Annotated in this window: 8 protein-coding genes; all 8 read left to right on the top strand. The window is 74.8% G+C overall.

The genetic code is table 11. The annotated features are described in order from the left end of the window. The first annotated feature begins 40 nt into the window (after window positions 1-40). The 8 genes from ACFWA9_RS01385 (at window position 41) to ACFWA9_RS01350 (ending at window position 12,935) form a co-directional block, all read left to right on the top strand. On the top strand, window positions 41-1,213 hold the full coding sequence (locus ACFWA9_RS01385) for an FxsB family cyclophane-forming radical SAM/SPASM peptide maturase (protein ID WP_380382256.1): 1,173 nt from the start codon (window positions 41-43) through the stop codon (window positions 1,211-1,213). Window positions 1,214-1,216: 3 nt separating this feature from the next. Further along, the gene (locus ACFWA9_RS01380; RefSeq protein ID WP_380382254.1) at window positions 1,217-2,254 is read left to right on the top strand and encodes an aKG-HExxH-type peptide beta-hydroxylase; all 1,038 of its coding nucleotides are present in this window, start codon (window positions 1,217-1,219) and stop codon (window positions 2,252-2,254) included. A gap of 465 nt (window positions 2,255-2,719) precedes the next feature. Beyond that, window positions 2,720-2,905 carry an FxSxx-COOH cyclophane-containing RiPP peptide gene (gene fxsA, locus ACFWA9_RS01375; RefSeq protein ID WP_380382252.1) on the top strand — a complete coding sequence of 62 codons (186 nt, stop codon included), beginning with the start codon at window positions 2,720-2,722 and terminating at the stop codon, window positions 2,903-2,905. 61 nt (window positions 2,906-2,966) lie between these two features. Beyond that, window positions 2,967-5,354: an FxsB family cyclophane-forming radical SAM/SPASM peptide maturase gene (locus ACFWA9_RS01370; protein ID WP_380382250.1), complete on the top strand. Its 2,388-nt coding sequence runs from the start codon at window positions 2,967-2,969 to the stop codon at window positions 5,352-5,354. A gap of 134 nt (window positions 5,355-5,488) precedes the next feature. After that, complete coding sequence (locus ACFWA9_RS01365) at window positions 5,489-6,199, top strand: aminoglycoside N(3)-acetyltransferase (RefSeq protein WP_380382248.1); 711 nt, start codon at window positions 5,489-5,491, stop codon at window positions 6,197-6,199. Window positions 6,200-6,407: 208 nt separating this feature from the next. After that, window positions 6,408-7,775 carry a TIR-like protein FxsC gene (locus ACFWA9_RS01360; RefSeq protein WP_380382246.1) on the top strand — a complete coding sequence of 456 codons (1,368 nt, stop codon included), beginning with the start codon at window positions 6,408-6,410 and terminating at the stop codon, window positions 7,773-7,775. 150 nt (window positions 7,776-7,925) lie between these two features. Continuing rightward, window positions 7,926-11,918 carry an FxSxx-COOH system tetratricopeptide repeat protein gene (gene fxsT / locus ACFWA9_RS01355; RefSeq protein ID WP_380382244.1) on the top strand — a complete coding sequence of 1,331 codons (3,993 nt, stop codon included), beginning with the start codon at window positions 7,926-7,928 and terminating at the stop codon, window positions 11,916-11,918. A gap of 48 nt (window positions 11,919-11,966) precedes the next feature. Then, complete coding sequence (locus ACFWA9_RS01350; RefSeq protein ID WP_380382242.1) at window positions 11,967-12,935, top strand: 2-hydroxyacid dehydrogenase; 969 nt, start codon at window positions 11,967-11,969, stop codon at window positions 12,933-12,935. Window positions 12,936-12,962: the final 27 nt, after the last annotated feature.

Genomic DNA, 12,962 nt, shown 5'->3' with positions numbered 1-12,962 from the left:
CACCGCGGCGGCCGGTCCGCGGCGGGCTAGGCTCGCGGGCATGGTGCCGTTCCGCCAGTTCCTGCTCAAGGTCCACAGCCGGTGCAACCTGGCCTGCGACTACTGCTACATGTACGAGGCGGCGGACCAGAGTTGGCGCCGGCGGCCGCGCCGGATGGAGCTGGCGACGGTCCGCCGGGTGGCCCGGCGGATCGCCGAGCACGCGGCGGGGTGCGGGCTCGACGAGGTCGGGGTGATCCTGCACGGCGGTGAGCCGCTGCTCGTCGGGGCCGGCCATCTGGACGCGCTGCTGGCGGAGTTGGCCGGTGTCGCGCCGAGGGTGCGGTTCAGCCTGCAGACCAACGGACTGCGGCTGCTGGACGAGCCGGCGCTGCTGCAGGTGCTGCACCGGCACCGGGTCGCCGTCGGGGTGTCGCTGGACGGCGCCGCCCCCGACCACGACCGGCACCGGCGGCTGCCGTCCGGCGGCGGCAGCTGGGAGCGGACGGCCGGGGCGCTGCGGCTGCTGGGGTCGGACCGGCACCGGGAGCTGTTCGCCGGGCTGCTCTGCGTGGTGGACCTCGCCGCCGATCCGGTCGCCACCTACGAGGCGCTGCTGGAGTTCGCGCCGCCGCGCGTCGATCTGCTGCTGCCGCACGGGACCTGGGCGGCCCAGCCGGCCGGGGTGCGGCGGTCGCTGCCGACCCGCCCGCCCTCGGGCGAGGACGCGGCGCCGTACGGGGAGTGGCTGATCGCCGCCTTCGACCGCTGGTACGGCGCCCCGCGGCGGGAGACCGGGGTACGGCTCTTCGAGGAGCTGGCGGTGCTGCTGCTCGGCGGCCGCGCGGCCAGCGAGGCGGTCGGGCTGGCCCCCGTGGACCTCGTGGTGGTCGAGACGGACGGCACGATCGAACAGGCCGACAGCCTCAAGGTGGTGGCCGACGGCGCCGCCGGGACGGGGCTGGACGTGTTCCGGCACGGTTTCGGTGAGGCCGCCGCCCACCCGGCGTTCCGGGGCCGCCAGCGCGGCCTCGCCGGGCTCGGGCCGGTCTGCGCGGCCTGCCCGCTGGTCCGCGTGTGCGGAGGCGGCCTGTACGCGCACCGCTACCCCGGGCCGGACGCCGGGGGCGGCTTCGCTCACCCGTCCGTGTACTGCGCGGACCTGGACCGGCTGATCCGCCACATCGCGGGGAGGCTGCGGGCGGACACGGCCGCTGCGACGCGAGGAGGATGACCGGTGGCGGGTACGGGTGGGCGGACGACGGACGGACTGCCCCGGCACGGGGTGGACCGGGCGACCTTCCGGGCGATCGCGGCCGCGCGCGGCGGACCGGAGGCCGTCCGGCTGCTGCGCGCCGGACAGCTGAGCAAGCGCGCGCTGCTGCTCCTGGCCCTGCGGCGGGCGGCGCCCGAGGACACCGCCTACCAGGCGGCCTACGCCGAGCTCCGGGCGTCGCAACGGGCCGACCGGGCGCGGTGGGAGGAGGTGCTGTTGCGGCCGGAGCTGGACGCCTGGGCGGCCGACCGGCTGCGCGCCCGCGCGGCGGGTGAGACCGTCCGCCTGGACGGGCTGGCGGAGTTCCTCCGGTCCGCGCCGGGCGAACCCCTCCGGCTGGAGTGCGACGGGCTGCGGTGGACGCCGGCGATCGACCACGCCGGGCCGCGCCGGGTGGACTACGGACGGCCCCCGGCCGGGCCGCTCGACGAGCGGGAACTCGCCCACTGGCGCACCGAACTGGCGCTCGCCTGGCAGGTCCTGGTGCGCCGCCACCGGCCGTACGCGGAGGCCGTCGCGGCCTGCGTCACCACGATCGTCCCGCTGCGGCCGGCCCCGGGCGGCGAGGCGGTCAGCGCCGCCGCCCGCCGGGCGTTCGGCGCGGTGGCGGCCTCGCGGCCGGGGGATCCGGTGCTGCTCGCGCTCGCCCTGGCGCACGAGTTCCTGCACCTCCAACTCGGCGCGCTGCTGGACCTCGTGCCGCTGCACCACCCCAACGGCGCCGCCGTCCACCACGCTCCCTGGCGCCCCGACCCGCGCCCGGTCGGTGCCCTGCTGCAGGGCACCTACGCGCACCTCGGGGTGGTGGACTTCTGGTGCGCCGAGCTGGCCGCCGGCGCGGGGGACACGCGCCGCGCCGCTGGGGAGTTCACCCGGTGGCGCGGCCACGCCCTGACCGCGGGCGCCACCCTGCTGGACAGCGCGGAGCTCACCGGGCACGGCCGCGAGTTCACCGAGGAACTCGTGCGCACCGTACGCGAATTGGACGGTCCTCGATAGCGTGCGGGCCGCCCGCGCCACGGCGGGCACCGACCTGCCGCGCGGTAGTGATGATTGCCGTAAGAATGAACAGGGGAAATGTTTTGACGAGCGCTCAGGCGTTCGGCCGGCCCGTCGCGGACTCTCCCGAGAGCCGTGCCCCGCGTGGGCCGCGCCGGGGCCTACCGGGGTCCGGGCCGCCGGGCGACCCGCCGGGCGCGCCGGTGGACGGGGGCGGTGAGGAACCGGGCCCGCCGAGTCGCCGCACGGGCCGACGGAACGCTTCGGCGCGCGCCACGGCGAAGTGCGCGACCGCCGGACGGGTGAATTCTTGAGGCTCCGGGCGCCGCCACAGGGCGTCGACCGGGCGTGGAGACCAACTTGAGACCGCAAGGTGCCGCGCGGACGTCGCGCTGGCACTACATTGGTCGCAATCGGGTGGCTTACCCACCCCCGGCAGGTCCTAACCGCGCCTAAGGAACGAATATGACACCGGTAATCAGCACCAGGCCAGGCACCGAGCTGACGGACCCTCAGGACCTGGACCGAGGCCCCTCGCTCGCCGCCCTCGCCGCCCTCGGCGCGGAGGAGCTCGCCGCCCGACTGCGGCGCGCCCTGCCCGGCGCGGAAGCCGGTCGCGTCGCGGTCGCCGCCTTCAATTCCTCGATCTGACCGGTCCGGGAATGCCGGACCGGATTTCCGTCCGACCGGGCCCGAATTCACCAGAGCTACGATGAAGCGAATTCCGCTGCCTTTCTCGCAATTCGTGGTCAAGGTGCACAGCCGCTGCGACCTCGCCTGCGACCACTGCTATGTCTACGAGCACGCGGACACCAGTTGGCGCACCCGGCCCAAGGTCATCGGCGACGAGGTCCTGGCCAAGGCCGCCGAACGGATCGGCGCGCACGCGGCCGCGCACCGGCTGCCCGGCGTCCGGGTCGTCCTGCACGGGGGAGAACCCCTGCTCGCCGGCCCGGACCGGCTGCGCGGGGTGGCCGAGGCGCTCCGGGCGGCGCTCCCGCCCGGGTGCGCCCTCGACCTGCGCATCCACACCAACGGTGTCCTGCTGAACCGTGAGTTCTGCTCCCTGTTCGCCGAGTTGGGCGTCGGGGTGGGCATCTCGCTGGACGGCGACCGGGCCGCCAACGACCGGCACCGCCGGTTCGCCGACGGGCGCAGCAGCCACCCCCAGGTGCTGCGGGCCGTGGCACTGCTGCGCGAACCGGAGTTCCAGCACCTCTTCGCCGGGCTGCTCTGCACCATCGACGTCGAGAACGACCCGGTGGCCGTGTACCGCGCGCTGGCCGAACTCCAGCCCCCCGCGGTCGACTTCCTGCTGCCGCACGCCACCTGGGACGATCCGCCGAAACGCCCCGCCGGCCGGGGCGAGCACCCGTACGCCGACTGGCTGCTCGCCGTGCACGACCACTGGGAGGCCGACGGGCGGCGTTTCGCCGTCCGCACCTTCGAGTCGGTGCACCGGACGCTGCGCGGGTTCACCAGCCTCACCGAGTCGCTCGGCCTGGAGCCGTCCGACCTGGTCGTGCTGGAGACCGACGGCACCTTCGAGCAGGTCGACAGCCTCAAGACCGCGTTCGACGGCGCCCCCGCGACCGGCTTCGACGTGTTCGCGCACAGCCTCGACGACGTCGCCCGGCACCCCGGCATCGTCGCCCGCCAGTCCGGCCTGGCCGGGCTCGCCGCCACCTGCCGCGGCTGTCCCGTCGTGCGCACCTGCGGAGGCGGCCTGTACGCCCACCGCTATCGGGGCCACGATGGTGGCGGCGGCTTCGACAACCCCTCCGTCTACTGCGGGGACCTCATGACGCTCATCAACGGCATCACGGCGCGGAGCGGGCCGGTCGCCCTGCCGGCCCAGGTCGCCGCACCGGTCGTGCCGGCGGCGCTCGCCCCGGCGCAGCTCGACGAACTCGCCCGCGGATACGGCGGCGCGGACACCGTGCGCGCGCTGGGCCGCTCCCAGCTCGCCCTCACCCGGGCGATGCTGGCCGCCGCCTGGGACGCCTCGGGCCAGGGGCGTCCGGAGGCGTGGGCGCTGCTGTCCGAGCTGGACGCCGCCGCTCCGGCCGCCGTCGACACCGTGCTCGCCCACCCGTACGCCCGCGCCTGGGCCGCCCGGCAGCTGGCCGGCGACCTGGGGACCGGGCTGGGCCCGCTGGCGGGCCTGGCCGCCGCCGCGGCGGTGCGGGCCGGGCGGGGCGACGCCGTCGCCGTACCGGTGCGCGGCGGGTGGCTGCACCTGCCGACGCTCGGGCGGATCGCCCTCCCCGACGGGGAGGCGGTCGTCACCGGCCGGGCCGACGGGTTCACCGTCCGGGCGGCCGACGGGTCGGTGCGCACGGCCCTGGACGAGCCGCTGCGGCGGATCCGGCTGGCCGGGGGGTGGACCGTCGCGCTGGAGGACGTCGACCCGCTGCGCGACAGCCACGACCACGCCGTGGCGGAACGGCTGCCGGACGCCGAACTGCTCCACTGGACCGGTGCGCTGCGCGAGGCCTGGGAGCTGCTCGGGCACGACCTGCCGGGGTACGCGGACGGCATCCGGGTGGGGCTGACGGCGGTCACCCCGCTGCGCCCGGGCCCGGCCGGGCGGGACGTCAGTTCGGCCGCCCGGCAGGCGTTCGGAGTGGTCGGCATTGCCCGGCCCGCCACCGCGCCGACCCTCGCCCTGCTGCTCGCGCACGAGTTCCAGCACGTGAAGCTCGGCGCGGTGCTGGACCTGCTGGACCTGTACGACCGGAACGACGACACGCTGTACCTCGCCCCCTGGCGGCCCGACCCGAGGCCGCTCGAAGGGCTGCTCCAGGGCACCTACGCCCATCTGGCCGTCACCGAGTACTGGGGCACCCGCACGCTCGCCTACGACGGCCTGCCGGGTGAGGCCGCCGACCGGGCGCGGCTGCAGTTCGCGCTCTGGCGGCAGTACACCGCGGAGGCGGTCGAACGGCTGGCCGGGTCCGGCTCGCTGACCGCGCTCGGCCTGCGCTTCGCGGACGGCATGCGGGCGACGGTCGCCCCCTGGCTCGCGGTGGCGCTGCCCGACGCCGCCGAGCGGGCGGCCCGGCTGGCCCGGGAGGAGCGCGCGATGGCCGGCGGCTGAGCCTCCCCCCGCCCGCGTCCACCGTCCGCCGCCCTCACCCCCGGGGAGCCGTCATCCTCACCGAACTCCGTGCCCTCACCGAGGCCCGGCTGACCGAGCACGTCACGGCCCTCGGGGTCCGCCCCGGCGCGGTCGTGCACGTCCAGGCGTCGCTGCGGTCGCTCGGCCCGGTGGCGGGGGGGGCCGCGGCGGTGGTGGCGGCGCTGCTGGCGGCGGTCGGCGACCGCGGCACCCTGGTCGGGTACACGGCCACCCCCGAGAACTCGGCCACCTCCCGCATCCACGCCACCGCCACCGCCGGCCTCTCGCCCGCCGAGGTCGCCGCCTACCGCGCCCTGATGCCGCCCTTCGACCCGGCCACCACCCCCTGCTCCCCGACCATGGGAGCCCTCTCGGAGGCGATCCGCACCCACCGGGACGCCCACCGCAGCCACCACCCCCAGACCTCCTGGGCCGCCATCGGCCGGCACGCCCGGCGGATCACCGAACGGCACCCGTACGACTGCCACCTGGGCCCGGACTCCCCGCTTGGCCGGCTCTACGACCTCGACGCCCGGGTGCTGATGCTGGGCGTCCCGATGGCCAACTTCACCGCCTTCCACCTGGCGGACCTGAGGATGCCCGACGTCCCGCTGCGCGAGTACCGCTGCCGCGGTGCGGAGGGCTGGATCTCCTTCAAGGCCCCCGAGCTCGACGACCTCCACTTCGGCGCGCTGGGCGCACAGGTCCTCCGCGAGGCCGAGGGCGTGACCACCGGCGAGATCGGCGGCGCGCCGTGCCGCCTCGTCCCGGTCCGCGAGGCCGTCGACCTCGCCGAGCGGATCCTCCGCCGCTCCCGCGCCTGAGCGGCGGCGCCGACCGCCGGGCACCGACCGCCGGGCGCGCCCGGCGCCGCCCCGGGCCGGGCCGCCGTCGCACCCGGTTCGTTTCGGTCATGTCAATTCGTGCGGGGCGAGGTGCTATTCCATTAGTCCCGCAGTCGTTCCTACACTGAAGCCCCGCGTACGGGGACTCGCGGTAAAGAGGTTGCCGGCGGGCCAGGGGGAGGCGCGTGTGAACGACCATGGCTGGGACGAGGACGCCGCCCGGCCGTACTTCTTCCTCAGTTACGCCCACACCCCGAGATCGGGGGCACGCGGTGCGGGGGACCCCAACCACTGGGTGCGGCAGCTGTACCGGGACCTCTGCGAGGCGGTGCTCCAGCTCACCACGGTGCCGGCGGGAGTCCCGGTCGGTTTCATGGACGAGTCCATGCACCAGGGGGAGTTGTGGGCCGAGCGGCTCTCCGAGGAGCTGGCCACCTGCCGGGTCTTCGTGCCGCTGTACTCGCCGCGCTACTTCAACAGCGTGCCGTGCGGCCAGGAGTGGCACTCCTTCACCCGCCGCCCGGTGTACCCGGCGAACCTCGACTCGGAGCGGACCAGCGGGATCGTCCCGGTGCTCTGGGCGCCGATGAGCCGCTACCGCCTGCCCCGGGTGGCGAGCGAACTCCAGTTCAACCACACCAGTTTCGGGCCGGACTACGCCACCGAGGGCCTGTACGCGCTGATGAAGCTCACCTACTTCCGCTCCGCCTACGAGCTCGCCGTGCACCGGCTGGCCCGGCGGATCGTGGAGGTGGCGGAGGAGACGGTGATCCCGGTCGGGCGCCGGCTGGACTTCAACTCCCTGCCCAGCGCGTTCGACGTCACCGCGCCCACCAAGCAGCTGCGGATCTCCGTGCTCTCCTACCACCGGGGCGAGCTGCCGGGCGACCGCAACCCCGACTACTACGGCGCCAAGCGGACCGACTGGCACCCCTACCGGCCCGCCGCCACCCGCCCGCTCGCCGAGCACGCCGTCCGCCTCGCCCGGCAGCTGGGGTTCCAGGCCACCGTGCACGAGTTCGACGACGAGGCCGAGGCGATCATCGCGGGCAGTGAACCCAGCGCCCCCGGCCTGCTGCTGCTGGACCGCTGGGCGCTCCAGGACGAGCGGCGGCGCGAGCTGGTCCGCCGCTTCGACCGCTCGGACTCCACCTGGGTGAGCGTCCTGGAGCCGTGGAACCAGGACGACCCGGACTGCGTGGAGCGGCACCGGGAGATGGGCGAACTCAGCGACCAGATACTGCGGATCACCCACCGGTCGGCCCGGCCGAGCTTCCTCGGCGCCGTCGGCGGGACCCCCGGGCTGGGCAGTCTGGAGGAGTTCGACGACGCGCTGCCGCGGGCCGCGATGAAGGCCAAGTACGCCTTCGAGGGCCGGACCAGGACCGAGCCCGACGAACCGGCACCACCGCGGCCCAACCTGCGCGACGCCTTCCGCCAGGGCCGCGGCCGGGACGGGCCGGGCCCCGCTCCCTTCGGCGACGACGACCACTCAGCCAGCGACTTAGGCGACCGCCCGGACCACGGGACGCCGCCCGGGGGAGGAACGACATGAGCGAGCGCAGCGAGCGAATCATCGGGGGCGGCGCGTCTCGCGAAGCGACCGCCGAGTGCGGCGGGGTGGGCGTATGAGCGAGCGCAGCGAGCGAATCATCGGGGGCGGCGCGTCTCGCGAAGCGACCGCCGAGGGCAGCGAGGTGGGCGCATGAGCGAGAACCGCACCAGGAACCTCCGCATCGGCGGCCTGACCGCGGCCGAACTCGCCGCTCAGCGCGAGGCGGAGCAGGACCGGCAGGGCCGGGTCATCACCTTCTACTCCTACAAGGGCGGGACCGGGCGCACCATGGCGCTCGCCAACACCGCCTGGATCCTGGCGGCCAACGGCTTCCGGGTGCTCACCGTGGACTGGGACCTGGAGGCGCCGGGCCTGGCCAAGTTCTTCCACCCGTTCCTCGATCCGGCGGTGCTGGCCGGCACCACCGGGATGATGGACCTGATCGCCGAGTACCGGGAGGAGGCGCTGCGGCCGGTCGAGCACGAGGAGGGCTGGCACCTCGACTTCGCCCGGGTGCACCCGCACGCGCTCTCGCTCTCCTGGCCGCTGTTCCCCGGCGGCGGGAGCCTGGACTTCCTCTCCGCCGGCCAGTTCAACCGGGACTACTCCGAGGCCGTCACCCACCTGGACTGGGACATCTTCTACGACCGCTTCGACGGCGGGCAGTTCTTCGACGCGCTCAAGGCCGACATGAGCAAGCGCTACGACTACGTACTGATCGACTCCCGTACCGGCCTGTCCGACATCGCCGAGATCTGCACCGTCCAGATGCCCGACGACCTGGTGGTCTGCTTCACCCTGAGCGACCAGTCCATCGACGGCGCCTCCCGGATCGCCCAGCACATCCACGACCGCTACCGCGAGCGCGGAATCCGGATCCTGCCGGTGCCGATGCGCATCGACGAGGGCGAGAAGGAGAAGGCGGACGCCGGCCGGGCGCTGGCCCGGATCCGCTTCGACGGCCTGCCAGCCGGTCTGTCCGGCGAGGAACTGGCCCACTACTGGGGCTCGGTGGAGATCCCGTACCGGCCGTTCTACGCCTACGAGGAGATCCTGGCGACCTTCGGTGACCAGGGCGGTACCCAGACCTCGATGCTGGCCGCCTGCGAACGGCTGACCGGCGAGATCACCAACGGCCGGGTCACCTCGTTGCCGACGGTCGACGAGGAGGTCCGGCTGCGCTACGTCGACGCCTTCACCCGGCGCCGCCCGTCCGTCCCGGCCGACCTCTACCTCTCCTACGTCCCCGAGGACCGGATGTGGGCGGACTGGATCGAGTCGGTGCTGACCCGGGCCGGCTTCCGGGTGCTGCCCCGGGACCTCAGCGCCGGCTCCGACCCGCGCCAGGAGACCGAGCGCGGCATCGACGCCGCCTACCGCACGGTCGCCGTGCTCTCGCCCGCCTACCAGCGCTCGCCGCAGGCCCGCGCGCTCTGGGAGTCGGTGGTCAGCTCCGATCCGTCCGGTACCCGGCGCCAGCTCGTCCCGGTCCGGGTCGGCGACGTCCGGCTCACCGCGCCGTTCAGCAACCGCAACCCGGTCGACCTGGTCGGCCGGGACGAGACGCAGTCCGTGCAGACGCTGCTGCGCGCCCTCGGCCGGGCCGACGTGCCGCTCGCCGAGACCACCGGGACGGGCCCGCGCTTCCCCGGCAGCAAGCCGCAGGTCTGGGACGTGCCGCCGCGCAACCCCTCCTTCACCGGGCGGGCCGCCGTCCTGGAGCAGCTGCGCAACCAGCTGCGCGGCGGGATGGCCGCCGTGCTGCCCACCCCGCAGACGCTGTACGGGCTCGGCGGCGTCGGCAAGACCCAGGTGGCGCTGGAGTACGCGCACCGCTTCATGTCCGACTACGACCTGGTCTGGTGGATCGACGCGGAGCAGACCGAGCTGGTCGCCCCGGCGCTGGCCGACCTGGCCCGCCGGCTCGGTCTGCGGGTCGGCGACTCGGTGACCGAGGCCGCCGAGGCGGCCCGGGAGGCGCTGCGCCGCGGGGTGCCCACCTCGCGCTGGCTGCTGATCTTCGACAACGCCGACGAGCCCGCCGAGATCCGCCGGTTCTTCCCCGGCGGCTCCGGCCACATCCTGGTCACCTCCCGCAACCAGGCCTGGTCCGGGCACGCGGAGGCGCTGGAGGTGGACGTCTTCACCCGTGGCGAGAGCGTCGAGCACCTCTGCCGCCGCGCCCGCGGGCTCTCCCGCTCGGATGCCGACCGGGTGGCCGAGGCGGTCGGCGACCTGCCGCTGGCCGTCGAGGTCGCCGCCGCCTGGCTGGACACCACCGGCACGCCGGTGGACACCTACGTCACCCAGCTGCAGGCCGAGGCCGCCCGCGCGCTGGCGGGTGCCCGTCCGGCCGACTACCCGACGCCGGTCGGCGCGACCTGGAACGTCTCGATCGCCCGGCTGCGCACGCAGTCCCCGGCGGCGGTCCGGCTGCTCCAGCTCTGCGCGTTCTTCGCGCCGGAGCCGATCTCGATGAACCTGTTCTACAGCGACCAGATGATCCGCGCGCTGGTGCAGTACGACGCCGACCTCAGCGACAAGTTCATGCTGGGCAAGGTGATCCAGGCGATCGGCCGGTACGCGCTCGCCAAGGTCGACGCCGGCACCAACAGCTTCCAGGTGCACCGGCTGGTCCAGGCGGTGATCCGGGCCGAGATGACCGAGGACGAGCAGGAGGTCGCCGTCCACGAGGTGCACCGCATCCTGACCGGCGCCCGGCCCGTCCTCGGGGACACCGACGACCCGGCCAACTGGCCGGCCTTCGACGAGATCTGGCCGCACCTGTCACCCTCCAGGGCGCACAACTGCGACGAGGCGGACACCCGGCAGCTGCTCATCGACCGCGTCCGCTACCTGTGGAAGCGCGGCGAGCTGGACCGCGCCCGGGACCTCGGCCACGCGCTGGACGCGGAGTGGACCGGCAAGCTCGGCGAGGACGACCGGCAGACCCTGCTGCTGCGCTTCCAGCTCGCCAACGTGCTCCGCTCGCAGGGCAACTACGCCGACGCCCTGGCGCTGGACGAGTCCACCCTGGAGCGCCAGCGGGCCCTGCTGGGCGAGCACCACCCCTACACCCTGATGACCGCGGGCTCGCTCGGCGCCGACCGCCGGGCCCTCGGCCGGTTCCAGGAGGCGCTCGACCTGGACCGCGAGATCCTGGACCAGTTCCGGGAGCTGTTCGGCGACGACAACCCGCGCACCCTCTCGATGGCGAACAACCTGGCCATCGACTACCGGCTGGTCGGCGACAGCGAGGCCGCCCGCGAACTCGACCAGGAGACCCTGGACCGGCGCACCGCGGTGCTCGGCCCGCGCCACCCCTACACCCTCTCCACCAAGTCCAACCTCGCCCGGGACCTGCGCGAACTCGGCGACTACCGGGGCTCGGTGGAGCTGCTCCAGGAGGTCACCAACGACCTCGGCGACGTGCTGGACCCGGACCTCCCGGAGAACCTGCGCAACGCCAAGTCGCTGGCCGTCTCGCTGCGCCGGACCGGTCAGCTGGCCGAGGCCCGGCGGATCACCAAGGAGACCTACGAGCGCTACCTGGAGCGGTACGGCGCCGACGCGCCCGACGCGCTGGCCTGCGCGCTCAACCTGGCCGCCGACCACAGCGCCTCCGGCGACAAGGAGGCCGCCCGCGACCTCTGCACCACCGTGTACGAGGGCCACCGCCGGCTGTTCGGCGAGGAGCACCCGTTCACCCTGGCCTGCGCCAACAACCTCGGCATCTACCTGCGGGGCAGCGGCGACGTCCCGGGGGCCATCGAGCGCGGCCGGGACACCGTGGACGGGCTCACCCGCTCGGTCGGCCCGGAGCACCCGTACACCCTGAACGCGATGATCAACCTGGCCAACGCCCACGGGGACGCCGGCCAGGTCGGACTCGCCGAGGAGCTGGGCCGCCGCGCCTACGCCGGACTGTGCGAGCGCTACTCGCCCCGCCACCCGGACGCGGTGGCCTGCGAGGCCAACCTGGCCGTCACCCTGCGGGCCGCCGGCCGGCACGGCCAGGCCGCCGACCTGCGCGCCCGGGCGATCGCCGAGCTGATCCGCCAGTTCGGCGAGGAACACCCCAACACCGTCGCGGCCCGCGGCTGGAAGCGGATCAACCGGGACCTGGAACCGCAGCCGGTGTGACCGGAACGCTGCTCGCTCATAGGGCCCGGAGCGTATGCTTCGGGCCCTATGAGCGAGCAGCCCCCGCCCCCGGTCCTGGTCACCCGACGCCTCGCCCCCGGGGTGATCGAGCGGCTCACCGCACGGCACGCCGTGACGCGGCACGACTCGGACCTGCCGATGGCCCGCGAGGAGCTGCTGGCCGCCGTCCGCGGCCGGTCGGCGGTGATCACCACGCTGGACGACGTGGTGGACGGCGCCTTCCTGGACGCGGCCGGGCCCGGCCTGCGGATCGTCGCCAACCACGCGGTCGGCCACCACAACGTCGACCTCGCCGCCTGCGCCGAGCGGGGCGTCGCGGTCAGCAACACCCCCGGGGTGCTCACCGCCGCCACCGCCGACATGGCCTGGGCGCTGCTGCTGGCCGCCACCCGCCGGCTCGGCGAGGGCGAGCGGCTGCTGCGGTCCGGCCGGCCGTGGGCCTGGGCGCCGAACTTCCTGCTCGGCCTGGAGCTGGCCGGTACCCCGCTGGGTGTCCTCGGCATGGGCCGGATCGGGCAGGCGGTGGCCCGCCGGGCCCGCGCGTTCGACATGCCGGTCGGCTACCACAACCGCCGCGAACTGCCCCCGGAGCAGGCCGAGGGCGCCGAGTGGCTGCCGCTGGAGGAGCTGCTGGCGCGGTCCACCGTGCTGGTGGTCACCTGCCCGCTCGGCCCCGCCACCCGGCACCTGCTGGACGCCCGGCGGCTGGCGCTGCTGCCGCCCGGCGCGGTGGTGGTCTCGATGACCGCCGGGGTGGTGGACGAGGAGGCGCTGGCCGCCGCGCTGGAGTCGGGCGCGCTGTTCGCCGCGGCGGTGGACAACTTCGAGCGCGAGCCGGCGGTCCCGGCCACGCTGCTCGCCCAGGAGCGGGCGGTGCTGGCCCCGCACCTGGGCAGCGCGACCGTGCGGACCAGGCAGGCGATGGGCGGCCTGGCGGTGGACAACGTGCTGGCGGTGCTGGCGGGCGGCGAACCGGTCACCCCGGTCGGGGTCTGAACGGCTCCGGTCTCCCGCAGGCTCCCG

This window comes from Kitasatospora sp. NPDC059973, assembly GCF_042737525.1.
GTDB lineage: Bacteria > Actinomycetota > Actinomycetes > Streptomycetales > Streptomycetaceae > Kitasatospora.
Note: the sequence above shows the minus strand (reverse complement) of the source record. Positions and strands in the feature narration are given on the sequence as shown.

Bases quoted from the DNA above. Each gene is read 5' to 3' on its own strand.
- ACFWA9_RS01385 (WP_380382256.1), top strand. From the start codon at position 41: ATGGTGCCGTTCCGCCAGTTCCTGCTCAAGGTCCACAGCCGGTGCAAC.
- fxsA (WP_380382252.1), top strand. From the start codon at position 2,720: ATGACACCGGTAATCAGCACCAGGCCAGGCACCGAGCTGACGGACCCT.
- ACFWA9_RS01370 (WP_380382250.1), top strand. From the start codon at position 2,967: ATGAAGCGAATTCCGCTGCCTTTCTCGCAATTCGTGGTCAAGGTGCAC.
- fxsT (WP_380382244.1), top strand. From the start codon at position 7,926: ATGAGCGAGAACCGCACCAGGAACCTCCGCATCGGCGGCCTGACCGCG.
- ACFWA9_RS01350 (WP_380382242.1), top strand. From the start codon at position 11,967: ATGAGCGAGCAGCCCCCGCCCCCGGTCCTGGTCACCCGACGCCTCGCC.